Source organism: Bacilliculturomica massiliensis (genome assembly GCF_900605495.1).
GTDB lineage: Bacteria > Bacillota > Clostridia > Peptostreptococcales > Anaerovoracaceae > Bacilliculturomica > Bacilliculturomica massiliensis.
Genome location: NZ_LR027596.1, coordinates 98268 through 122085, shown reverse-complemented (window position 1 = coordinate 122085; position 23818 = coordinate 98268). Strand labels below are relative to the sequence as shown.

Genomic DNA, 23818 nt, shown 5'->3' with positions numbered 1-23818 from the left:
GAGAATACGGGATGAAAGAAGAGCAGATCGAGGAGTTCACGAAGAGCACCATTGAGAACCAGCAGCGGCTGCTGAAGAACAACTACGTGTTCCTGACGGAGGAGGAGATCCGAGAGATCTTCGCCGCCCTGTATTGATAGTCGATGACATGTGACGAGAGAACGGATAAAAAAACCGCGGAGCAGCCGAAAGCTGTCTCCGCGGTTTTTTAATGCAGTTTATTTATCGCTCTGATAATCCTTGCCCAGATATTTGCTGAGCTTCTGGGAGGCCGTGGGCTGGCTGATGCCCAGAGCTCTGGCCACGCCGGTGGTGGTCTTGTACTTCTCGTAGTTTTTCACAAGGACAGCCTTTTCCACGGAATTCAGGATGCCTTTCAGCGAAGTGGATTCGGAGTGCAGCGCCAGCTGAAGCTCGTCGGTGTGGATATGGGAGGGCAGTTCCTTTTCCGTGATGGTGAAATCATCGCAGGTGAGCACGGCGCGCTCCACAATGTTTTCCAGCTCCCGCACGTTGCCCGGCCAGTCGTAGCTTTCCATGCAGTCGATGGCGCCGCTGGAGAAAGTGTGAGACACGCCGTACTGTTCACAGAATTTTTTCGTAAAGTGGCTGACCAGGTGAATAATGTCTTCTTTCCGCTGCCGGAGGGGCGGGATGCTCAGCTCCAGCACGTTCAGGCGGTAATAGAGGTCCTCGCGGAAGCGGCCCTCTTTGATCAGGCCGGCCAGATCACAATTGGTGGCGGCGATCAGGCGGAAATCCACGGGCTTCTCTCTCAGGCCGCCCACGGGCATGACCTTCTTTTCCTGAATGACCTTAAGGAGTTTGACCTGCATGTGCAGGGGCATTTCTCCGATCTCGTCCAGAAACAACGTGCCGCCGTCTGCCAGTTCGATCAGCCCGGCTTTTCCGCCGGAACCGGCCCCGGTAAAGGCGCCTTTTTCGTAGCCGAACAATTCCGATTCCAGCAGCTGCTCGGGGATGGCGCCGCAGTTGATGGAGATGATGGGCGCGCCGCTGCGCTTGCTGTTGCGGTGGATAATGTCCACAAATAGGTTTTTGCCTACGCCGGATTCACCGGTGATGAGTACGGTGGCGTCAAATCCGGCCACTTTCAGGGCCATGTTTACCAGTTCCTGGATCCGCGGGCTGACGCCTACGATAGTCGTCTCCCCGTTCAGCTTCTGCCTGAGACTGATCAGCTCCGCACTGTATGCCGCCAGCGTATTTTGCAGATCATCGTACTCGTCTTTCAGCTGCTCATATTTCTCCGCATTCCGCGTATAGCTGATGATTTTGTGCAGGCTCCCGTCATCGTTAAAGATGGGGATGGAGGTACACATCAGATAATTGTCGTTTCCCGTATGCTGCAGCATGGTAGCAGGCTTCAGCGTGCGGAGGACGATAGCGGAGATACAGGGATCGAAGATCTTGCGTTCTTCCATTTCAAAGATGGAATGACCGATGGCCTCCTCGATGGGGATGCCGTACATGGATTCAAAGCTGGGCAGAGCGCTTTCTATGATCCCCTCGGGGCTGATGATGGTAAAATCGTCATAGAGAGTTTCAAGGATCCGGTAAAAATCGGTCTCGCTGTTGAGAATACCGCGGCTCTGCGCATTGTTGTTGTCGTTCACATTTTCCATGATGACGTCCTTTCTGTCAGACGGCAGCCAGTCTAACCGGCCGGCGGCGGACACGGAGGAAGAACCATATGAGTCCGTGTTCGCGGGCTTTTCCTGCGTTCTGTTTACAGTATATCACAAAGATCAGTGTGCTGAAAAGAGCGGCGTGGCATGAAGCGCGTTTTTAGTTGGCGTGTCCACGTTTTTATGATATACTTTATTTTGGATGCGGCTGTTCAGAAACGCGCCGCGCCGGAGAGGAGTGAGACGGCGGGATGTCAATTATGTTGCCGGAGATTGCCTTTGTGGTTTTGTTGTGCGTACCTGTTGCCATTTTAGCCGGATTTCTGCTGATCAGGCTGATGGACGAGTACATCCGCATCAATCAAGAAAAAAAAGAGGAAAAGGAGCGCAGGCGTAAAGCTGCTGAGCAGCAAAACCGCAGGCGCAGGGGATATTATAGATGAGCGAGGGGTTGTTTATTACTTTTGAGGGGCCGGACGGCTCGGGAAAGACGACGCAGATCCAGCGCCTGAAGGCGCTTCTCGAAGAGCGTGGGATAGAGGCGGTGCTCACCAGAGAGCCGGGCGGAACTCCCATCGGCGAAAAGATCCGGGAGATCATTCTGGACAGAGAAAACGGGGAAATGGACAGCCTGACCGAGGCCTTTCTGTATGCCTCCTCCCGTGCACAGCACGTGGCGCAGGTCATAAAACCTGCTCTGGAGGCGGGAAAGACTGTGATCTGCGACCGCTTTACAGATTCGTCTATCGTGTATCAGGGCTATGGCCGCGGCCTGGGCGACAGGGTGCGCGTCATCAACCAGATCGCTGTTCAGGGTCTGGAACCGGATGTGACATTCTTTCTGAAGCTTCCCCCCCAGACAGGAAAAGACCGGATCAAAGCCGAGGAACAGGACCGGATGGAACTGGAAAAGATCGAATTTCACAACGAGGTCTTTCACGGCTATGAGGAACTGGAGCGGATGGAGCCGGAGCGGTTTATCGCCGTGGACGCCGCCCGCAGCATAGACGAAGTGGCCGGGGAGATCCGTCTCCACATGTGCCGTCTGCTGGAGAAGGCCGAGTCGGAGATGAAAACGGAAAGACAGGAATAGAAAGTGAGTTGGGGGAATGGCTTTACGAAATATAGCGGGAAATGAGCGGATCGTGGAGCGGCTGGCGGAGTCGGTGCGCACGGGAACAGTGTCTCACGCTTACCTGTTCGAGGGCGATTCTCACGCGGACAAATTCGCGGTGGCGAAGGAGTTTGCAAAAGCTGTGCTCTGTGAGGAGAACCTGCGGGGAGACGCCTGCGACCAGTGTGTGAACTGCAGAAAGATGGACCACGGTAATTATGAAGATTTTATAGAGATCGGCGCGGACGGAAGCAGTATCAAGGATGAAGCGATCCTCGCGCTGCAGGGCGAGCTGGCGAAAAAGCCTTATGCGGGCAGCCGCCATATCGTCGTCATCAGAGACGCGGACACCATGACGCTGCGGGCGCAGAACCGTCTGCTGAAAACGCTGGAGGAACCCGCGTTGGGAACGGTCATCATGCTGCTGTCGGAGAATACGGAGAATCTGGTCTCCACTATCTTGTCCCGCTGCATCGTGTTCCGGCTCCACGGCCAGGACAGTGTGGCGGCGGAAGAGGTGAGGGAACGGGCCCGGCTCTTCGCGGAGCTGGCGGTGGAACGGGCGCCTTTCTACAGGATGTCCGCGGCGCTGGGGGACATCGCCCAGAAAAGGGAGGAAGCCGGAGCCTTTCTGGACAGTCTGGAGAGAAGGTTCCGGGACATGGCTCTGTGCGCCTACGATAAAAGAGAGACGCTGCTGTATGAACCGGAGGACAGAACGGCTCTGAAGGAACAGGGGCGCATGCTGACGCCGGCGCGTCTGGCGGCGGCGGTATCTGCCATAGAAGAAGCGCGCAGAGATCTGGCGCGAAATATCAATACAGGGTATGCGCTGAAAAATATGATTTTAAAGCTTTAATGGAGGATAAAAATAGATGGTAAAAGTAGCCGGTATCCGGTTTAAGACAGCGGGAAAGGTATACTATTTCGATCCCAACGGGCTGGATCTGAAAAAAGGTGACGAGGTGATCGTTGAAACTGCCCGGGGTATGGAATACGGAACGCTGACTTTAGATATAACCGATGTGGATGAGAAAGACATCGTGGCGCCGCTGAAGAAGATCGTGCGCGTTGCCGACGATAAGGACCGAAAACAGCACGCGGAGAATCAGAAGAAAAAAGAGAGGGCCATGACGCTCTGTCAGGAGAAGGTGGACAAGCATAAGCTGGAGATGAAGCTGATCGATGTGGAGTACACCTTTGACAACAGCAAGATCATCTTTTACTTTACGGCCGACGGGAGGGTGGATTTCCGCGAGCTGGTAAAGGATCTGGCGGGCGTGTTCAAGATGCGCATCGAGCTGCGTCAGATCGGCGTTCGCGATGAAGCGAAAATGATGGGCGGCATCGGCAGCTGCGGCCGCGGGCTGTGCTGCCACACGTGGCTGCCTGATTTTGAGCCGGTCTCTATTAAGATGGCCAAGGTGCAGAATCTGTCTCTGAATCCCACAAAGATCTCAGGGATATGCGGCCGTCTGATGTGCTGCCTCAAATTTGAGAACGAAGTTTACTATGAACTGAAAAAGGGCATGCCGGACATGGGCGAACACATCAAGACCAGGGATGGAAACGCCGTGGTGGTAGATGTCAACATTTTGGAAAACAAGATCAAGTGCCGCCTGGTGCTGGAAGAAAAGAATCAGGACAAGCCGGAAAAGCTGTCCACAGATTTTTACTTCTACAAAAAAGAAGAGATCAGGCGCAGCGATAAGCGCCGCAATAAAGAGAAGGACAAGAAGGACGATGAGATCGACGAAAGCCTGCTGGCCGAGATCAAGGACATCCTGAAGGACTGATATGTGCGGATACGACGAAAAGACTGCCGGAAACGGCGGCGCCGTTGCAGAAGGGAGCTCCGCCGTTTCCGGCGCTGCGTCCGGGAACTCCGGGGCCGGATGGGCGGAAGGGCAGGAGGAACGGATCGATGAGATCGGGTTTTCCGGCTACCGCCTTATACAGCGGCCTGCGGAATTCTGCTATGGGATCGACGCGGTGCTGCTGGCCGATTTTGCCCGAGTGAGAGACGGCGGCCGGATCTGCGATCTGGGCACGGGAACGGGCGTTATACCGCTGATCCTGCGCCACAAGACGAAAGCGGCGGAGATCTGGGGCGTAGAGCTTCAGGCGGCGTCCTTCCGGCTGGCGCGGCGAAACGCGCGGATCAACGGACTGGAGGAGAGTCTCCATTTTCTCCTGAGCGATGTGAAGGAGGCGGCGGAAAAACTGGGCAGAGGGACCTTCGATGCAGTAGTGTCCAATCCGCCGTATATGGCCGGCGGAGGGGGACTTCTCAGCCGGAATCCCGCCAAACTGACGGCCCGTCACGAGACGACGGCGTCCCTGTCTGATTTTGTACGGGCGGCGGCGGAGCTGCTCAACGGCCGCGGCAGTTTCTATCTGGTCCATCGGCCTTCCCGGCTGGCGGATATACTGGTCTGTTGCAGAGAGAATCGTCTGGAGCCGAAGCTGCTGCGCATGGTGGCTCCCCGTGAGGGCGCGGCGCCCAATATTCTGCTTCTGCAGTGTGTGAAAAACGGCAATCCGGAGCTGAATATACTGCCTCAGCTGAATGTATATGACGGCGACGGAGGTTATACGGAAGAGGTCCTGCGCATCTACGGGCGCCGGCCTGAACAGAGCATTAAAAAACCTGATTGAAGAATCTTTCAATCAGGTTTTTTGGCTTAGCTTGTCCGGCCTCTGCTAAAGACTTTTCATTTCTTTGAGACAGTCTGCGCAGACGTTCTTGCCTTTCACGTTGGATACGTTCTTTGCGTTTCCGCAGAAGATACAGGCCGGCTCATACTTCTTCAGAAGAATGTAGTCGCCATCCACATAAATTTCGATTGGGTCTTTGATCTCGATATCGAGAGTTCTTCTCAGTTCGATAGGAAGAACGATCCGCCCCAATTCGTCAACTTTTCTTACAATGCCAGTAGCTTTCATAAGTCTTCCTCCTTTTAGATTGCGCATCCCTGCCCGTTGGTGAGTGAGTGTGATTTAATTTATTATGACCCTTATATTAACAGTTTGGAAAAAAACAGTCAACCTATTTTCCGGCAAATTCACATAATCTTCAAAATTATTTTGAAGCGTCCCTGCTCTTTCTGTCCAAAAGGTTATTTAAGGATCCTAATGCATTGATAATATTGGTCATGGCCGACACCACGCTCTGGTTTCCCCGGATAATATCCGCGATCGTTGAGACCGAAGCGGACACATCGCCGATGACCTTCTCCGCTTCCTCCGCGCCGTCTCTGGCTACGCCGGAAATGACCTCGGCGTCCGCCATGATCTTCGCCATGGATTTTGCGGAAGGGATAAGATTTTTGACCAGTACAATAAGGTAAATCAGTAAAGCAATAATACCTGCGAAAATCAGAAGGATACCCAGATCTTGCAGCGAAATTGTTATTTCTGCCATATTAGCCGTCCTCTCTGCTAAGAATTTACTGTTGTTTTTCTTCTTTCTCTATTATCGCTTACCGGATGAATTTTTACAACATCTATTTTCATTTTCTGCATATGATGTGTAAAAGCTAACAGTTACATCCATAGTTTACTTCATAGTGAGAGCAGAGTCAACAGCCAGAATGTAGGTAAACCGATTTATTTAAGGAATCCTATAACTATTGGGTGATATGGGGGTGGTAGGTTTATGATGAATTACATATGGATCGCCATGCTGCTTCTGGGGATCGCATTCGCGGGCGTCACCGGACAGATGGCGGCGTTCAGCGATCAGATACTCAGCAACGCCGGAGAAGCCGTGGAATTTGTCATCGGGCTGGCGGGGATCATGGGGGTATGGTCGGGCATCATGAATATTGCGAGAAAGACGGGACTGATCGACGCGGCCGCCAGACTGGCTGCTCCGGTCATGCGCTTCCTGTTTCCCGGCCTGACGGACAAGGAGACTGTGTCGGCCATCCTCATGAGCTTTATGGCGAATGTATTCGGCGCGGGGAACAGCGCTACGGTGTTTTCTCTTCAGGCGATGACGCTTCTCGACCGGCAGAACGGCGGCAGAGAGACGGCCAGCAACGCCATGTGCATGTTTCTCGCCGTGAACATGTCGATGGTGCAGCTGGTGCCGATCACGGTGCTGGCCATCCGCAGTGAGACGGGATCAGCGAACCCGGAAAGCATTATCATCCCCTCTATTTTGGCGGGGCTGTTCTCCATGGCGGTGTCCATCGCGCTCTGCAAGTATTACGAGAGGAGAGACAGGAAAAAATGGCGCAGATCTTAAATACCATTTCACTTTTTTTCATTCCGGCGGTACTGTCTATCGTCATCGGCTACGGCCTTTACAGGCGGGCGCCGATCTACGATTATTTTATCGAGGGCGTGAAAGAGGGACTGCAGTCCGCTGTGGAGATCCTTCCGTTTATCATCGCGATCTTCGTGGGGATCGCGGCGGTAGTGTCTTCCGGAGCCATGGAGTTTCTGCAGGATCTGGCAGCGCCGTTGTTTCAGGCATTCGGCGTGCCTAAGGAGCTGACTTCTCTGATCATTTTACGCCCTGTTTCCGGCAGCGGATCCATGGGCGTACTGGAGCACGTGCTTTCTACCTATGGTCCGGACAGCTTTGTGGGAAGGTGCGCTTCCGTCATGACGGGCAGCTGCGAGACCGTTTTTTATGTTTTTGCCGTCTATTTCGGAGTCACTTCCGTAAAACGGATGCGTCACTGTCTGCCAGTGGGACTTGTGGGATATCTGGCGGGCATTCTGGCCTCCGTTTTTATCTGCCGGTACATTTAAAAAGGGCCATCCGATCCCATGAGCGGCCGGAGTGACAGAAGCGCCGCCCACGGTCAGCGCAAATTTATGTGGACGCGCGTATATTTGTCTGCAGAATGGCCATACTTACAGACAGAAGGAAGAGATTATAAAATATGTTTTTGTCCCCCTTTAACATATGCGTTACCGTCTCTTCCTTTTATTCTGTTTTTGATCCGGATACCGACCCTTCCAGAGCGGAAAATATGCAGGGCAAATTGCGGTTTGTTTTGACAATGTATGTGAAAATGATTATAATAAAACAAGTATGAAACGATCAGACGCAGATTAAAATAATGACGGATCGTTAGCTGACGGCCGATGTTCAAAGCGGTGCGGGAGAGAACGGACGGCGGCGATTTCATTAGTATTTGCAGTCTTTTTGTCAATATATCTGGAGGTAACGGTGGGTAAATTTTTAGTGGAGAAGTGCGGACCGCTGAGCGGTGAAGTGGAAATCAGCGGTTCAAAGAACGCGGTGCTGCCGATCATGGCCGCTGCACTTCTGGCGGAAGGGCGCTGTGAGATCAACGATGTGCCTGCGCTGCGGGACGTTGACGTGATGTGCCGCCTGCTGCGCAGCATGGGTTCCGTGGTAACGGAAGATTACGAAAATGCGACGATTTCTATAGAGACGGAAAAAATTGTAGCGGAGGAGGTTCCTTATGAGCTGGTAAAGCGGATGAGGGCTTCTTTCTTTGTGATGGGTCCTCTTCTGGCGAAAACGGGCAGGGCAAAGATCGCACAGCCCGGAGGCTGCGCCATCGGAGAGCGCCCCATCGACCTGCATCTCAAGGGCCTGCGTATACTGGGCGCGCAGATCACCGAAGGGCACGGGTATGTGGAAGCTGTGGCTGAAAAGCTGCATGGGGGCAAGGTATATCTCGACTTTCCCAGCGTTGGGGCCACGGAGAATATCATGATGGCGGCCACGCTGGCTGAGGGAGTGACTGTGATCGAAAATGCGGCGGAGGAGCCGGAGATCGTCGATCTGGCCAACTTTTTGAACAAAATGGGCGCCAGGATCAAGGGCGCCGGTACGGATACCATTAAGATCGAAGGCGTGGAAGCGATGCACGGAACCCGTCACACCGTTATTCCCGACCGCATCGAGACGGGGACCTTTATGGTGGCGGCGGCCATCACAAGAGGCGATATCCTGATCCGAAACGTGGTTCCGGATCACGTAAAACCGGTGATCGCCAAGCTGGTGGAGTGCGGCGTGGTCATCGAGGATACCGACGAGGGCATGCGGGTCAGAGGCAATGTGAATCCGCTCATATCTACAGATATAAAGACGCTCCCCTATCCCGGGTTTCCCACGGACATGCAGTCGCTGTTCATGGCGCTGCTGGCCACCACGGAGGGACCCAGCGTGGTCATCGAGACGGTCTTTGAGAACCGTTTCATGCACGTTGGCGAGCTGAATCGGATGGGTGCAAATATCAAGATCGACGGAAAGAGCGCCCTGATACCGGGACAGAGAAAGCTGCTGGGGGCGCAGGTGATCTCCACGGATCTGAGAGCAGGCGCGGCGCTGGTGCTGGCCGGACTTACCGCAGAGGGGGTCACAGAGGTATCGGAGATCTACCACATTGACCGCGGCTATGAAAAATTTAAAGAAAAGCTCAACGGACTGGGCGCCAAGGTGAGCCGGATCGACGACTGAGAGCGGCGGCCCGGATCCAACAGAAACAGCAGGACAGATTTACGTGAAAAACGGAGATCTGTCTTTTTTATTGTGTGCCAGACGGCGCACGTCTCTTAAAGGAAAGAATATAGCCGAAGGCAACGGTGTCTATCGTGAGGCAGAATTAGTAATTTGACCTAGGTTTTATATGAAAATGTTTTTTATAAAAAAAGATATTATTCATGGATAAACATAATAAGAAAAAAATATTTGGCATAACAGGATGATCTGCGTATAGAATCATGAAATACATGAAAAGGCGATGTGTTTTTCATGTAAAGTCAGCATGCCCTGATTAGATTTTTTATGTAAAGTGTGCTAAGGTAAAAATAGGAGTAAAATAATTTGGCAGGATGGGGGTGTGCATCATAAAAAATATAATTAAAAAGGAAGAGTATTTGTTTTATATTTTGGCTGCGCTTGTTTATCTTGTGGAGTATATCGAGTGGTCTTTTCCACCTGGCAATGTATGGGATTATGATTTGGATGTTATTTGGAATATACAGCTTCTGATCTATATGATGGGAGGAGTTACGGTTGCAGCCTCCGTAAATGCTGGATCAAAGTTGTATGAAAACAAAAGATTCTTGGTGCTCATGATCTGTCTGATCATATTGGACGGATATATATTAGATCGGCTTCTATTTCGCAAAAAACATTATCTTTCATTAATGATTCTTGGTTCTCATGTTTATTTGCTTTGCTGTTCATTATTTAAAACGCTGGTGATACGCGGCGGTCGGCGCAGATGAAAAGAGCCGTGATGGAACTGAAAATATTTCAGCTGGAACGTGAAAGAGCCGGTAGTAGAAAAGTTAAAAATTATAAATCTCTTCCAAACTTCTACTTTTTTTGATACAATATATGAGTAATGTGGGAAATCACAACTGAATATGGAATTTTGGAAGGAGGAAGTCTGCGATGCTGGAGAGTGGGGTCCGTATCGTAGTCGAAATGGGGAAGCGCTGTCCTTTTTTAAGGCGGCCGGCGTGTGAGACCGTGCGCTTTCTCTTCACGCTCATTTCGATGAGAGAAAAGTACAGGAGCCTGGCGGTGATATACCGGCAGGAATTTTTGCGTGGGTCTCGCAGGGGGATCGCCTTTTTGCTGTGCTTCTGCATGACGGCGGCGCTGTTTCCAGTGCCGGTCCAGGCGGCTGATCCGTCTGGATCGGAGGAGGCGGAAGCGCCGTACAGTGCAGGCCAGAGGACGATCACCGGCGATATTCAGGGCCCGGTGACCATCAGCGAGGACACGGTCTGGGGAGGCGGAACCATCGCCAACGCCGTGACGGTCGCTTCGGGAGCGTCCTTCGTGGTAGAGGGCAATATGCGTTTGGCGTGGAACTGCACCATCAACGTGGAAGAGAACGCGGCGCTGGTGTTTCAGAACGCCGCGGTACAGCGGGATGACGGCAAGTACAGGCTGACTCTGTCAGGTGAAGGCCGGCTGGAGGTGGAGGGCGACTGCCTGTGGGCTTTCAGTATTCAGCAGGGGCTTGACATGACGGTGCGGCCGGGCGCCGTTCTCCGGCTGGGAGCGGCCATGATCGTGGGCCAGGATATGAATATTCGGGGAGGCGGAACCATCATTCGGGGAGACGTATCGACCCAGCAGCTGATCAGGCTGCCGGACAGCGCAGGCGTAACGGTGCGCTTTTCTGAGATCACGCTGGACGGGGGAGCTGTCTGGAAGGGCGGCGCAGCCGGTCCCGAGGGAAATACCGGACGGTCCGCATCGGCTCCGCTGCTCTATGTGGGCGGCCAGTGCGAAGCGGTATTGGAAGACGGCGCAGTGCTTCAGAATAACTGCAACACCGCCAGGGACGGCGCAACGAACGGAATAGGCGGCGGCGTGTATATAGCGGGCGGCCCGTCGTCCGGGGGCTGTCTGGTCATGGAGCCGGGAAGCTGCGTCAGAGACAACTATACGGCGGCCATTTCGGGGAGCGAGGCAGCCGGGGGCGTTACCGTAGGCTCCGGGACCGGCGGATCGGAATCGCTGATCATGACCGGAGGAGAGATCAGGGGCAACTGCGGGCCTGTGGGCGGCGTGTCGCTGCAGTCGGGCGGCTGTGTGGTCTCAGGTGTGCCGGTAGTTGGGGACAACAGAAAAACGGGAGACGGCCAGGAGGATGCGCCGGACAACATTTATGCAGCTGATGGTCTGACGGTCACAGTGAAGGGCCCTCTGGAAGCGGGGGCCTATCTGGGCGCGTCCTGCCGGGATGTGACGGAAACGCGGGAGGTCCTGTTTGCGGAGGGAGCTTCCGGGGAGACCGGTTATGAGATCACGGCGGAGGACGCGTCCCGCTTTGCCTGCGATTCAGCGAAATGCATCGCCGTGCTGGAGACGGAGACCGGAAAGATATTCCTGCGGGAAAATCTGTGCAGCGTCGTCTTTAAGACAATGGACGGCAGCGCGGAGTATAAAAGGACGGTGACCTATGCGGGGCAGAAGGTCGAACTGTTTGTGCCGGATACGCCGGAAGGCTACAGCCCGTTCAGTCGCCTGACCTGGACCACGGAGCCCATGGGGGGCGGGGAGCGGTTCGATTTCAGCAAGCCTGTGAGCGGCAGTATCACTCTCTATGCTCTTTGGGAAGACGCCGACGGTACGGAAGAAAACCCTTATCGCATCACCACCCAGGAACAGCTGGTCTCCATGGCAGAGGGGATCAACGGAGCGGATGCTCAGGAGACTTACAAAGACCGTTGGTTCGTGCTGGAGACAGACGCGGCTTATACGCAGGAGCAGGGCATCGGCGCCGGCGCCGGCGCTTTCGAAGGCTGTTTTGACGGAAACGGGCACACGATCACGGTGGATATGACGCAGAAGGACAGCGCTGCTTACACCGGGCTGTTTGCAAGGATCGGCGCTTCCGGAACCGTGAAGGATCTTACGGTAGAGGGCAGCGTGAAGGTGACGGGGACGTCCGGCGACGGAACATTCCGGGCGGCGGGGCTGGCTGCATACTGTGAAGGTGTGTTGGAAAACTGCACGAATCTGGCGTCGGTAACGGTATCTTTCACCGGAACAGGCAGCATCGACGCAGGCGGAGTGGCTGGATTTTGCAGCGGCGGAGCGGTCTCCGGATGTGCGAACGAGGGAGCCGTTTCTGCTGTCGGATACGAGGTCTGCGTGGGAGGGGTCCTGGGACGGGTCTCGGCCACGGATGTGAAAGCCTGCGAAAACCGCGGTGCGGTGGCAGGGGAAGGGTCCCGGTCCGTCAGGGCGGGAGGTGCGGCCGGAGCTTTCCGCGGCGGGGAAACAGGCGGAATGTTTGCGGACTGCGGCAACAGAGGAACCGTTACAGGCAGAATGATGAAATCCGGAGAGGACTGTTTCAACTACACCGGAGGAGTGGTGGGCCACGGGGAGAATATGGCCGTGCAGCGCTGCACAAACGCGGGAACCGTCCAGATCAAAAAGACCTGCCGCAATTCCAGGCTGGGTGGTATCGCAGGGGCCGCCGCGTCGGCGGAGATCAGCGGCTGCACCAACGAAGGAGCGGTGGAGACGGACATCAGCGGCAGCCCATGGACAGTGACGCTGGCCGCAGGGGGCCTGGCCGGCGAGATCAGCGGCGGCATCCGCAATTCCTCAAACAGCGGCAGTCTGGATCTGCGGCTCAAAAGCATCGACACAGTGTACCGGCGGGCGGTCCTGGAAGGCGGCGGTCTGGCCGGATACGCGGACGGAAGTATTTTTAACAGCTGCAATACGGGATCGCTGTCGGGAAAGATCGACATCCTGGCGCTGCCGGGGGAAGAGGAGCCGGGAAGCATACGTCTTGCGGGACTGGTATGCCGCCTGAACAATGTCTACGACGAAAAGCTGGAGAATTGCTACAGCACCGCTGATTTCGCCATGGAGGGGACCGGAAGCGGCGGGGCCGGCGTCTCGTCAGGCGCGTTCGGTCTGGTAGGAAGTCTGGAAAAGAAAGTGAGCTACTGCTTCTGGAAGACCGGCGGAGCGGGAGCGTCTCTGCCCTTTGGCCCGGATGGGGGCGGAAATAAAATCGACAGGGGCATGAACCGGTCCTTTGCAGGGCCTGACGGCGCGCTGTCGGAAGAGATCTCCTTTCCCGAGCAGGACGGCGCTGTGTACGACAGTCTGCTGAGCATCCTGAACGCCTATGCGGCGGGCAACGCCGAGCTGGGTCTGTCCCCCTGGAGAACGGCGCCGGGAGAAAATGAAGGCTATCCGGCGCTGGGCCGGGCGGCGGTGCCGCAGGTGACGGCCAGAACAGAAGATTCGGTCACCATTGAGATCATCGCAGGGCACCGCTACGCTATCACAGAGACCGCACAGAAGCCCGGAGCGGAGGAATGGATCGTGACCTCGGAGAAGCGCTATACCTTCTCCGGTCTTTCCATGGATACGCCCTACTATATCTGGGCGCAGAAGATCGGCGCTGAGGAGGACACGGGTTCGCTGAAGGTTTTCACGGCACGCGGGATCATATCGCTGACCATCACCGATTCGGCGCTGGACTACGACGGGCTGGATCACACGCTGAGGGCGCAGGTGACCACGCCGGAAAGCGGCGCGTCCGTCACCTACCTGAATCCGGAGACGGACAAGTATGAAGCGGAACCGCCCCGGTATTCCAGTGCAGGGGAGTATACCATCCATTACCGGGCCCAGGCCAGGGGTTATGAGGACAAGGAGGGGACTGCCAGGCTGACGATCAGAGCGCTGCCGCTTTCGCTTAGCACGCCCGCGGCGGTCTGTTCCGAAAAGGAGTACGACGGTACCACGCAGGCGGCGGTGAGCTTTGCCGGAGCGCTGGATGCGTTCGGGATACTGGATGGGGACAGAGGCGATGTGACGCTGACCGCCGCTGCCTTCTACGCCGGTGCGGACGTGGGAGAGGCAAAGAACGTCACAGTGGTCTACAGTCTGCTTGGCAGCGCGGCAGAGAACTATAAGGCGCCGCAGAGAGACGCCGGGTATACGTCGGCCATCATCCCGAGAACGGTGACTGTCACCGGGGCTGCCGTCCTTGAGCGGGATTACGATCAGAGCCGCCGGGTACAGGTCACCGGCGGCGCGCTGGCAGGCGTGGTGCCCGGGGATGAAGACACTGTGGGACTGTCCTCCGCACAGGCATGGGGGACGATAGAAGACTCGGATGCCGGCCGGGGAAAAGCGGTGACTGTCACCGGATATCGCCTGACTGGAACGGGTAAGGAAAATTACCGGCTGGAGCAGCCCCGGGGACTCACCGTCACGATCCGGCCCAGGAGCCTGGGATCCGACGGAGTTTACAGCAGCGGAGTCACCGTGGCTGCCATCGGCACACAGATCTATACAGGCCTGCCCCTCTCTCCGGCGGCGGTGGTGACGGATGGAGAAAGAAGACTAAAGAGCGAAAAGGATTACACGCTGGACTATAAAGACAACGTGGATCCCGGTTCCGCCAGAGTGCTGATCACGGGAAAAGGCAACTATACGGGAACGATCACCGCTGCGTTCCTCATCGGCTACGGAAAGCCGGATCCGGGAAGTTTTTCGGTGGATGTGAGCGGGAAAAACGAACGGGGCTGGTACCGGGCTCCTTTTGAGATCCGGGCGTCCCAGGGCTGCGTTCTGGCCTCAGATCCCAAGGCAGGCCCGTGGACGGCGGCGCTGAGCATGGATGAGGAGACTCCCGCGGAGGGGCGGACAGCTGCCGTTTACATCAGAGAAGACCGCGCCGGATCTGCGGTGGCGGAGCTGCCGGTCTTCTACCGCATGGACAAGAGTCTTCCAGTCCTTGAGGACGGCGGAATTTCCGGCGTGCCTTCGGGCTGGACAAAGGAAAGTCCGGATATTATACTTTCGCCGGAAGACGGTATTTCGGGCGTGGAAAGCGTGAGCGTGACCCTGTCCTCCGGAGGCGCCGTCACGGCAGTGACGGTGACGGGACCGGATCCGCAGGGCAAATACATATTTACGGCGGATGTAAACGGGATCTATGAGGTGACGATCACAGACCGGGCGGGCAACAGCGCCAGCCGGGAGATAACCGTAAGCAAAATCGACAGAGATAAGCCTTCGGTATTTTTCCAGCCGGAAATTGCAGAGGACAGATGGCACGGAGGGATGAGCGTGGCGGTCACTGCGGAGGACGGCGCGGGGAGCCGGCCGGAGGAAATATCGCTGGAGCTGTCGGTGAACGGCGCCGCGGTGTCAAATCCGGCGGCGCTTCTGACCAGCGGCGTTTACGCGCTGCGGGCCAAGGCGAGAGACGCCGCGGGAAATGAAGAGCTGGCCTTTCGGACCGTGCGGGTGGACACGGTGATCGACGATTTTGCGCGGCTGGTGCGGGATGCAGACGGGAGCTTTGAACAGCTGTACGGCGTTCTGACAGCCTACGCAGATTACACAGAGGATCAAAAGCAGCATATAAGGAACAGCGACGACGGGGAGAAAGCGTGGACAGATCTGTCCGCAGCGGTGAACGCCGTGGGTCCCGGTCTGCTGGCGGAGATCCAAAAGGTGCTGGAGGCGGGAGGCCCCGCCATAGGGGACATCGTGCGGGCGGAGGTGCTCTATGAAATTCTGCCTCCGGAGTACAAAAAACAGATCGACGGCGCAGCTATGAAGAGGCTGGCCGCCGACCGGGCGGCGGCGCAGGGCGCTGTGGACCGGGTACTGTCCGCAGCGACTTATGAAGAGCAGAAGGCGGCCGCCTTCTCCAAGTGGGGTTACGGCGGGCTGACGGATGGTCAAAAAAAGCTCTTCGGAAATGAACCGGGATTGACAGAGCGGCTGGAGACTATGGTCGGGGATGTGACGGCGGTAGATGGAGTTCTGGGCCTTCTCTCCAGGGTAGAAAAACCCTATAGACCGGCATCTAAAGCCGGAATCGCGGAAACGCAGAACGCCAGACAGGAGCTGAGCGGCTACCAGGCTGGTCTGATCCCGGAGTTTGAAAACCGCCTGATCGACGCTCTCATCGTCATGAAAGACAGGACGGAAGCCGCGGAAGCACTGGCGGAGGCACTGCCCGCGCCGGAGGATTTTCAGCGGTCCGACGAGAGACGGCTGAGAGCGGCGCTGGAGGCGTATGGGGATCTTACCGCGGAAGAGAAGGCAATGTACGCGGAAGATCTGGCGGGGAAGCTGGACGCCCTCTACGAAGTTATGCTCGCCGGGCTGACGGAAGATCTGGAAGGGTCGGAGGATACGAAAGCCGCGGCGGCAGCGGTCCGCATTATGCTGCGGGTATACGACGATCCGGACCGCACGGTGGAGACGATACGGCAGGCGGAGGAGGCCTATGAAGCGCTGGAACCGGCGGCAAAAAATGCCTATGACAATACGGCGGTCAGAGAGGGATCCGGCGCAGCGGAGCTGCTGGCGGAACTTTCGGCGGATCGGGAAGCCGTGTTGGAGCTGACCGGTCTTTTCGGAGGGTTTCTCTCCGAGGGGTCGGAGGATCATCTGAGGACGCTGGAGCCGGGCGATCTTCCCGTACTGCAGGCTGGACTGGAGCAATTTGAAGAATTGAGCCAGGTTCGCAGGCGTTTGACTGACTGCTCCGTCTCCGGAGCGGCCGGCGCCCTGTCCGGGCTGTGCGCGGCCGCGGAGCGGACGAAGACGCTGATCGGAAACATCCCCCTTCACGATGAATGGGATCCGTCCACAGGCGGGCCGCAGTTTGCCTGCTGCAGCGGACAGGTCCTGGATCCCCATGATTTCAGCCGGCACCGGGCGGCGCTGGAGGCGGCGGCTGCGGACTTCGCAGGGCTGCCGGACCGCGCGGGGGAACTGTTGACCCAGGAAGAAAAAGAAAGGCTGCGCATAGAATACGGAGCGCTGATGGCATTCCTGAATTTCAGCGTCAGGGCGGAGACGCCCACCACGGTCATCGAGCTTCGGGGCCTGTCCGGCGGTCTGGATTTTTCCGATGCGGAAGGGGCCGCTAAGATGACGCTTTCTGTGGAGGCGAGGGACGAGGTCTGTGCCGTCGCCCCAGAAGCGCCGGCGGGAAAGTCGCTTCTGCTCTCCGTCAATATCCGGATCCTGGCCCGGCTGTTCGACGATGCGGGTGCGGACCCGACAACGGAAGCGCCTTACCGAACGCTGGCGCTGCAGCCTTTGCCCGGGCGGCGGATCCTGGTAAGGATGAAGGTGCCGGCCGGCTGCCGCAAAGATTCGGTGGAGATCTGGCATGTGGCCGACAGCGGCGCGCTTTACCGCCTGCGGGATTTCATTCTGGTCAGGGAAGAGGACTGCGTCTATGCGGTCTTTGAGACCGACGGCTTCAGCCAGTTCCTTCTCTACGGACAGGTGGAAACACAAAACAGCGGGTCGGGACACGGTCATTCGTCCCGTCCGAACCTGCCTGCGGATCCTGTCGCGGAGGAGATCAAGGCGGTATTCAGCGATATCGGAGGCCACTGGGCGGAAGAAAACATTCGCTTCGCCGCTCAGAAGGGCTTTCTCAGCGGTATGAGCGACGGAACGTTCCATCCGGAAGAGGGAGCTTCCCGGGCCATGACGGTAACGGCGCTCTGGAATATGGCAGGAAAGCCCCGGCCCGGAGGCAAGGATCACTTTTCTGACGTGAAGCCGGGCAGCTGGTATGAGGATGCGGTGAACTGGGCCGCGGAGCAGGGGATCGTGGCCGGTACCGGCGGCGGCCGGTTTGAAGCAGAGCGGCCGGTCACACGACAGGAACTGGCGGTGATCTTTTACAATTTCAGCCGCCGGGCGGCCGGATGGGATGCAGGGCACGGGTCCGGGACCCGGGAGACCGTGAGCGCGGCGTCGTGGAATGGGGCGGCCGGAGAAACCGGGGCGGAGCTGATCCTGCTGGAAAAAAGCGGGCATATCGCGGCGGTGCCCAGCGAAAAGGACAGGGATCAACTGGAGACAGAACAATTACTGCGCCGTGGGGAGCTGAGCAGGTTCCCTCTGGCTCTTCTGTCGGCCAGACAGAAGATCTCCGCCATGTTTCGGTGGGAATGGCAGAACGCGGGCCGCGGGTCTGCCGGGACCCGGACGATAGGAACGTCCCGGGAGGAACTGGGCGCACGGGAACGAAAGCAGGACGTCCCGACGGCGCTGTCATCGCCGCTGTCATTGCCGCTGACAGCTCTCTCCGCATCCGCGGTGGATATGGCGTCGGTCTATGAGGATCAGGATAGGATCGCCGTCTGGGCGCGGGATGCGGTGTCGTGGTGCATGGAGAACAGTATCATGACAGGGCGGCCCGGAAATCGTTTCGTGCCGGAGGATCCTGCAGTCAGGGCGGAGCTTGCGACAGTGGTGCAGAAGTTTTCGCAATGGCTGGACGGCGCAAGGTAAGAGGGCCCGGGCCTCCGTTTTTTTCAGAAAAAGTCTTTCCCGCGCATGGAAGCGCAGGGAAAGGCTTTTTCTTTTTTTGTTCTTATCCCCAGCCCTTCGCATATAAATAGAGAGTGAAGTACAAGCCGCCGGAAAAAGGGACAAGGCCGGAAGAGACGCGGCTGAACGGCCGGCAGCGTTAAGCGAATCTTTTAGTGTGGAGGTGCAGGATGAAGCGATACCAGAGGGAGATCGTTAAGTATACCGCCGTGATCTGTTTTACAGTGATTTTTTCTTTGATTGTGCTGCCCGGGATCATTGTGGGCCTGTATCCCCAGGGATCCGGTGAAAAACCGCCTGTGCCCGGTCAGACGCAGGCTCCAGGGCCGGATATTCAGATCAATGTCTACCGCCATGAGAGCGGGAAGGTGGTCTCCGTCCCGTTGGAAGAATATGTGAAGGGCGTGGTGGCGGGGGAGATGCCGAGCACTTTTGAGGTGGAGGCGCTGAAGGCGCAGGCCGTGGCCGCCCGCACGTATGCCGTCTCCAAGGTGAGACGTTCCGCCACGGGAAATCCAGCGGAGCATCCGGACGCCCCGCTGTGCGACGATGTGCACTGCCAGGTCTACAGGACGGAGGAGGAGCTGAAAAAGCTGAAAGGCGACCAGTGGATGGCGGAGGGGTATAAAAAGATTTCAGAAGCCGTGGAGGCCACGGCGGGTCAGGTGATGTACTACCAGGGGGCGCTGGTGGAACAGCCCCTGTTTCACTCCTCCAGCGGGGGGAAAACAGAGAATTCGGAAGACGTGTTTACTTCCGCGCTGCCTTATCTGCGCAGTGTTGACAGTCCCTATGAGGAGGACGCGCCCCATCAGGGGGAGAGCGTCAGCATCAGCATGGCCACCTTCGCCTCAAAGATCAAAAGCGTGTATCCAAACGCCGGAACGATCAGCAGGGACACGGTCAAGATCACAGAGCACAGCGAGGGAGGCCGGGTGGAGACCATGAAGGTGGGAAACGCGTCGGTCACAGGGCGCAGGGTGCGGGATCTTTTCGGGCTGCGCTCCGCCAATTTCACCATCAGCTTTACAGGCAGCGATATCGTGTTCACTACCACCGGCTACGGCCACGGCGTAGGTATGAGTCAGTATGGGGCAAACGGCATGGCGAAGGCGGGCTTCGGCTACACAGATATCCTGAGCCATTACTACAGCGGCGTGGAAGTGAAGCCGGTCACGGCACAGTAAAAATAACCGAGTGCTTTTTTGCCGGAACAGGCAGGCGCCGCATTATCCTCTGTTTTTTTTCGCCAGTCTATCGTATAATGATAGCAGGATGGAAAAAGAGGAGAACGCAGATGAAAAAAATGAGAGGTGCCGCCGCGGCTCTGGCCGGATTGCTGCTTTGCGCGTCCATTCTGACGGGCTGCGCGCCAAAAGCCCACATTGAGGATAAGCCCAAGAAGTCTTATGTGAAATGGATGAAGGTCGCCGACGGAGAATATATGCCCTTTACAATGCCTGAATATATGGGGACGAAGGGTCTGTTCATTCAGCGTATGGGGTACGAGGAGCCGGAGGAGATCTATCACGCCGACCTGAAGACAGACAAGGTATCGCTGATCAGCAGCGGCTTTGATTACAGGGGCGAGCTGGAGAAGGCGAAGGAACAGCTGAGGGCACGGGATCGGGATCTGTCTGGAATAGGCACGCAGTACCTGCCGAAGCGGAACGCGATCCTGATCCAGGTGAATTCACCGGAGCTGTGGCTCTATCATATCGAGAAGGGGGAGCTTGAGCTGCTGGGGAACGGTGATTATACCGGCATGCCTTTTGAGCAGATCTACAATTCCGCTTTTGAGAAATGGGGGGAGCAGACTTATCTGTACCCGTATTCCGGCGTGCTGCCTTCCCCTGATGAAAAGCTGCTGGCTTTCGGGTCCGATCTCACGCAGGCGGCCGGACAGACAGGGCAGGAGATATGGCTGTACGACATGCAGGATCAGACGGAGAAACAGCTGCTGGCCGGGGAAGGACCGGGCGTGGATCTCACGGCCGAAGGCTGGGTCAGCGATGGCATGCTGCTGTGCGTGGAGAGACGCGCGGGAGGAGAGACGGAGGACGGCGGCGGAATGTCTGTTTTTCTGGCGGATCCCCATGGCCGGCGCACGGAGCTGGAGCTCTTTGGAGAAAATCCTCCCGAGGATATGCGGGTATACGCGGCCGGCGGCGCGGTGATCGCATCCTCCGACGAGAGGGGGATCCAGGCGTATCGGGTGGACCAGGCCGGCAAGACTGAGCTGATCCTGGATCATCAGCTGGACGAGGGGAGTATGCGGGGCGAGCCTAAAATGAACCGGAACGGCACGCAGCTGGCCTATCTAACCGCGCCGGATCCCTACAGCGCCGACCGGTATCTGCAGATCCTGAGCGTCAAGGACGGCGGCGAGAGAAAGATCGACGCCGTGCGGATCGGGGAAGGTGTGGAGACCAGCATTAAGAACTATTGGTGGATCGACAGCAGCAGACTGCTGATCACCGTGAGAGAAGAATGGGACGGGCAGGAGACCGGGTCTACCTGGGTTCTGGACCTGAGAGCGGAAGAACAGGCCGGCGGGGAAGGAGACGGAGCCGGGGAGAACGGCAGCAACGGTCAGAACGGGGGTACGCAGAACGCGGCGGAGACCGCTGTGGAGATCGACGAGGCGCGGGCCCAGGACAGAGCGAAGACGAGAGACGCGTCGGTCATGGCGCGGGCTTATATGTTGATACTGGAGCGTATTTACGAGGAAAGTCCTCAGCTGAATCAGCCCGTATTGGGATCCTCTGAGAGCGGCTCCGGCGGAGGAGAGGGCGAGACGGCCGGGACGGCCGGGACGGCCACGGAAGGCGCGGTACAGGAGGAAGGACTCCGGTATCTGGCGCTGGATACCACGGACATGCTGTGGCTCACTGATGCGCAGAAAGCGGAGCTGATCTCCATGGCCGCGGAAAAATGGGGCGTTCAGGTTCTGGACCGCACCTACACCCAGCTGGGGCAGGAGGGATATCTGAACGAAGACGGGTATTTTGAGGACGGAATGGTGCTCAAAATTACAGGCGGATATTTTATGAACAATGAGATGAAGGCAGACGCACTGAAGCTTCGCTCGGCTCATGAGGGAGCGTCCCTCTCCGGGCTTACGCTGCGGTTTGAAAACGACAGCTGGCGCATGAAGAAGTAGCGGGGAATCGTAAAATGGCCAAGGAAGAAAAAGAACTGGAAGCGGGGATGGGAGCGGCAACAGAGCCCGAAGCCGGAGCCGGAAGGGATCAGGAAGAACAACGGGATAAGATCAGGCGGGCCATGACCTCTGTGGTCTGGGTCCTGGCCATGCTTTCCATTCTGCTGACCGGATGCGGGGCGCCGTCGGATACGCTGGGCGATCCGGTGGAAGCCTATCTGACGGCCATCGGTCAGTTGGAGGACCCCGAGGCGTTTGCGGAAGAAGAAGGCATGAATTATATCGCGGTGGACACCCGCTATATGACGGGATTTGGATCAAAGGATGACAAAAAACGATTCCTGTCCGAACTCTCTGACCGCTACGGGACGGAGGTCCTGGACAAGAATCAGGTACAGCTGGCCAGGGGAGGATATCTGAGGGACAATACGTCCTTTGACGACGGTGTGTTGTTCCGTCTGAGGGAACTGGATTATTCCACGTATGACGAGAACCCTGTGGTGCTTGAAGTTGCGGAATGGGGCCGGGGAACGGAGACCATGCTGCGCCGGCGGGTGACGCTGGAGGCGGAGGACGGAGAGTGGACGGTGACAGATATGACTGAGATCACAGAGAAGGGCCTGTACTGACAGATGAGAAATGAAAACCGGCAGCCGGCGGAACGGAGCTTTCAGAAAAACTCCGGGACCGCCGGCTGCCGGTTTTTGGTTCTATGAGGGGCAGGGGACTACTGGATGGTGTCGGAGACGCCTTCGTCGTTGGACAGATTGGCTCTGTCGATGATGTAGAATATCAGGGACAGGAGCATGGCGACGATGGTAGCCAGGGCCATGCCCTTCAGCTGCACCTCTCCGATCTGAATGAAAGCGCCGGACAGTCCGGTGACGAAGACCACGGAGGTCAGGGCCAGATTTCTGGATCTGTCGTAGTTGACCTTGCCTTCCACCAGCAGACGCAGACCGGAGGAGGCGATCATTCCGTAGAGCAGGAAGGACACGCCGCCCATGACCGGATCGGGGATCGTCATAATGAGGGCGGAGATCTTTCCGATGAAGCCCAGAAGCAGGGAGAGGATCCCGGCTCCGCCGATCACCCATACGCTGTAGACTCTGGTGATGGCCATGACGCCCATGTTCTCTCCGTAGGTAGTGGTGGGAACGGAACCGCAGAAACCGGAGATCATGGTGGACAGTCCGTCGCCCAGCAGAGTTCTGTGAAGTCCCGGGTCTTTGATGATATCCCTTCCGACGATCTTTCCGGTCACGATCTGATGGCCGATGTGCTCGGAGATGACGACTAATGTAGCCGGGAGAATGATCATGACAGCGCTCATATTCCACTTGGGAGCGCTGAAATTGGGCATGGCGAACCAGCCCGCCTCAGATACGGCGCTGAAGTCCACCAGGCCCAGAGGCAGGGAGACGAGATAGCCCACCACGATAGCGATAAGCACCGGGATGGCGCTGAAGAATTTGCGGAAGAGCACGGAGCCGAAAACGGCTGTGCCCAGAGTGATCACAAATACCAGGACGAAGGAGGGATTGATCTCCGTGTACGTATCGCTCAGGACCAGACCGCCCATGCCTGCGGCGCTGCCCGCCAGCTCCAGGCCGATGAGCGCCACAACAGGCCCCATAGCCGCAGTGGGCAGCAGAACATCGATCCATTTCGTGCCGAATACTTTAATAATGCCGGCGGCCACACAAAATAAAGCCCCGGAAACAATGAAACCGCCTAAGGCGTATTGAAAACCGAGGTTCGGGTTTGCCAGTATGATAAGTGTGGGCGAAATAAAAGCAAAGCTGGAACCTAAGAAGGCTGGCGCTTTGCCTTTTGTGAGAAATATATAAAGAAGGGTACCGATACCGTTCATGACCAGCACCACTGCGGGGTTTATGCCGAAGATCGCGGGAACCAGTACAGATGCGCTGAACATGGCGAATAAATGCTGAATACTGAGCGGGATGCACTGACCCAGGGGCACGCGCTCGTCTACTTGAATGACTTTTCGTAACTCACTCATTGCTACTTTTCCTCCTTTGTTTTGACCACTGAAAATTTAACTCGAATAATAATAC

At 56.9% G+C, this 23818-nt stretch carries 17 protein-coding genes; 13 read left to right on the top strand and 4 right to left on the bottom strand.

Annotated features, from left to right (window positions below; all coding sequences use genetic code 11):
* Positions 1-218 precede the first annotated feature (218 nt).
* Positions 219-1646, bottom strand: a complete 1428-nt coding sequence (locus E0E37_RS01735) for a sigma-54 interaction domain-containing protein (protein ID WP_130861244.1) — start codon at positions 1644-1646, stop codon at positions 219-221.
* Positions 1647-1900: 254 nt separating this feature from the next.
* Here E0E37_RS01735 and E0E37_RS01730 point away from each other — a divergent pair, with 254 nt between their 5' ends.
* From E0E37_RS01730 to E0E37_RS01710, 5 genes are read left to right on the top strand one after another with little or no spacing between them, the layout of a single operon-like run.
* Entirely contained in the window at positions 1901-2092 is a 192-nt protein-coding gene (locus E0E37_RS01730) for a hypothetical protein (RefSeq protein ID WP_130861243.1), read from the top strand.
* Positions 2089-2742, top strand: coding sequence for a dTMP kinase (gene tmk, locus E0E37_RS01725; protein WP_130861242.1), 654 nt, complete (start codon positions 2089-2091; stop codon positions 2740-2742). The genes E0E37_RS01730 and tmk overlap by 4 nt, the downstream gene beginning before the upstream one ends.
* A gap of 16 nt (positions 2743-2758) precedes the next feature.
* A complete protein-coding gene (locus tag E0E37_RS01720) occupies positions 2759-3622 on the top strand; it encodes a DNA polymerase III subunit (protein WP_130861241.1) in 864 nt (287 codons plus the stop codon).
* Positions 3623-3638: 16 nt separating this feature from the next.
* Positions 3639-4559 (top strand): PSP1 domain-containing protein, encoded by a 921-nt coding sequence (locus E0E37_RS01715; protein ID WP_130861240.1) that lies wholly within the window; start codon positions 3639-3641, stop codon positions 4557-4559.
* A gap of 1 nt (position 4560) precedes the next feature.
* Positions 4561-5421, top strand: a complete 861-nt coding sequence (locus tag E0E37_RS01710; RefSeq protein ID WP_130861239.1) for a tRNA1(Val) (adenine(37)-N6)-methyltransferase — start codon at positions 4561-4563, stop codon at positions 5419-5421.
* Positions 5422-5466: 45 nt separating this feature from the next.
* On the opposite strand, the gene E0E37_RS01705 is transcribed toward E0E37_RS01710, so the two are convergent.
* Together E0E37_RS01705 and E0E37_RS01700 are read right to left on the bottom strand one after the other, a co-directional pair.
* A complete protein-coding gene (locus E0E37_RS01705) occupies positions 5467-5709 on the bottom strand; it encodes an AbrB/MazE/SpoVT family DNA-binding domain-containing protein (RefSeq protein WP_130861238.1) in 243 nt (80 codons plus the stop codon).
* A gap of 136 nt (positions 5710-5845) precedes the next feature.
* A complete protein-coding gene (locus tag E0E37_RS01700) occupies positions 5846-6187 on the bottom strand; it encodes a hypothetical protein (protein ID WP_130861237.1) in 342 nt (113 codons plus the stop codon).
* A 234-nt stretch (positions 6188-6421) separates the two neighbouring features.
* Between E0E37_RS01700 and E0E37_RS01695 the strand changes: the two genes are divergently transcribed.
* The 8 genes from E0E37_RS01695 to E0E37_RS01660 all read left to right on the top strand — a co-directional run bounded on the left by E0E37_RS01695 (position 6422) and on the right by E0E37_RS01660 (position 22369).
* Positions 6422-7015, top strand: a complete 594-nt coding sequence (locus tag E0E37_RS01695; RefSeq protein ID WP_246019604.1) for a nucleoside recognition domain-containing protein — start codon at positions 6422-6424, stop codon at positions 7013-7015.
* A complete protein-coding gene (locus tag E0E37_RS01690; protein ID WP_130861236.1) occupies positions 7000-7527 on the top strand; it encodes a spore maturation protein in 528 nt (175 codons plus the stop codon). The genes E0E37_RS01695 and E0E37_RS01690 overlap by 16 nt, the downstream gene beginning before the upstream one ends.
* 424 nt (positions 7528-7951) lie before the next feature.
* A complete protein-coding gene (gene murA / locus E0E37_RS01685; RefSeq protein WP_130861235.1) occupies positions 7952-9214 on the top strand; it encodes a UDP-N-acetylglucosamine 1-carboxyvinyltransferase in 1263 nt (420 codons plus the stop codon).
* A gap of 419 nt (positions 9215-9633) precedes the next feature.
* On the top strand, positions 9634-9987 hold the full coding sequence (locus E0E37_RS01680) for a hypothetical protein (protein WP_130861234.1): 354 nt from the start codon (positions 9634-9636) through the stop codon (positions 9985-9987).
* Between the two features lie 169 nt (positions 9988-10156).
* Positions 10157-18538: an S-layer homology domain-containing protein gene (locus E0E37_RS01675; RefSeq protein ID WP_130861233.1), complete on the top strand. Its 8382-nt coding sequence runs from the start codon at positions 10157-10159 to the stop codon at positions 18536-18538.
* A 209-nt stretch (positions 18539-18747) separates the two neighbouring features.
* Positions 18748-19764 (top strand): stage II sporulation protein D, encoded by a 1017-nt coding sequence (spoIID, locus tag E0E37_RS01670; RefSeq protein ID WP_130861232.1) that lies wholly within the window; start codon positions 18748-18750, stop codon positions 19762-19764.
* Positions 19765-19874: 110 nt separating this feature from the next.
* A complete protein-coding gene (locus E0E37_RS01665) occupies positions 19875-21740 on the top strand; it encodes a TolB-like translocation protein (RefSeq protein WP_130861231.1) in 1866 nt (621 codons plus the stop codon).
* Positions 21741-21754: 14 nt separating this feature from the next.
* The gene (locus E0E37_RS01660) at positions 21755-22369 is read left to right on the top strand and encodes a hypothetical protein (protein WP_130861230.1); all 615 of its coding nucleotides are present in this window, start codon (positions 21755-21757) and stop codon (positions 22367-22369) included.
* A gap of 98 nt (positions 22370-22467) precedes the next feature.
* On the opposite strand, the gene uraA is transcribed toward E0E37_RS01660, so the two are convergent.
* Positions 22468-23763 (bottom strand): uracil permease, encoded by a 1296-nt coding sequence (uraA, locus tag E0E37_RS01655; RefSeq protein WP_130861229.1) that lies wholly within the window; start codon positions 23761-23763, stop codon positions 22468-22470.
* Positions 23764-23818: the final 55 nt, after the last annotated feature.

Bases quoted from the DNA above. Each gene is read 5' to 3' on its own strand.
- E0E37_RS01735 (WP_130861244.1), bottom strand. From the start codon at position 1,646: ATGGAAAATGTGAACGACAACAACAATGCGCAGAGCCGCGGTATTCTC.
- E0E37_RS01730 (WP_130861243.1), top strand. From the start codon at position 1,901: ATGTCAATTATGTTGCCGGAGATTGCCTTTGTGGTTTTGTTGTGCGTA.
- tmk (WP_130861242.1), top strand. From the start codon at position 2,089: ATGAGCGAGGGGTTGTTTATTACTTTTGAGGGGCCGGACGGCTCGGGA.
- E0E37_RS01720 (WP_130861241.1), top strand. From the start codon at position 2,759: ATGGCTTTACGAAATATAGCGGGAAATGAGCGGATCGTGGAGCGGCTG.
- E0E37_RS01715 (WP_130861240.1), top strand. From the start codon at position 3,639: ATGGTAAAAGTAGCCGGTATCCGGTTTAAGACAGCGGGAAAGGTATAC.
- E0E37_RS01710 (WP_130861239.1), top strand. From the start codon at position 4,561: ATGTGCGGATACGACGAAAAGACTGCCGGAAACGGCGGCGCCGTTGCA.
- E0E37_RS01705 (WP_130861238.1), bottom strand. From the start codon at position 5,709: ATGAAAGCTACTGGCATTGTAAGAAAAGTTGACGAATTGGGGCGGATC.
- E0E37_RS01700 (WP_130861237.1), bottom strand. From the start codon at position 6,187: ATGGCAGAAATAACAATTTCGCTGCAAGATCTGGGTATCCTTCTGATT.
- E0E37_RS01695 (WP_246019604.1), top strand. From the start codon at position 6,422: ATGATGAATTACATATGGATCGCCATGCTGCTTCTGGGGATCGCATTC.
- E0E37_RS01690 (WP_130861236.1), top strand. From the start codon at position 7,000: ATGGCGCAGATCTTAAATACCATTTCACTTTTTTTCATTCCGGCGGTA.
- E0E37_RS01675 (WP_130861233.1), top strand. From the start codon at position 10,157: ATGCTGGAGAGTGGGGTCCGTATCGTAGTCGAAATGGGGAAGCGCTGT.
- spoIID (WP_130861232.1), top strand. From the start codon at position 18,748: ATGAAGCGATACCAGAGGGAGATCGTTAAGTATACCGCCGTGATCTGT.
- E0E37_RS01665 (WP_130861231.1), top strand. From the start codon at position 19,875: ATGAAAAAAATGAGAGGTGCCGCCGCGGCTCTGGCCGGATTGCTGCTT.
- E0E37_RS01660 (WP_130861230.1), top strand. From the start codon at position 21,755: ATGGCCAAGGAAGAAAAAGAACTGGAAGCGGGGATGGGAGCGGCAACA.
- uraA (WP_130861229.1), bottom strand. From the start codon at position 23,763: ATGAGTGAGTTACGAAAAGTCATTCAAGTAGACGAGCGCGTGCCCCTG.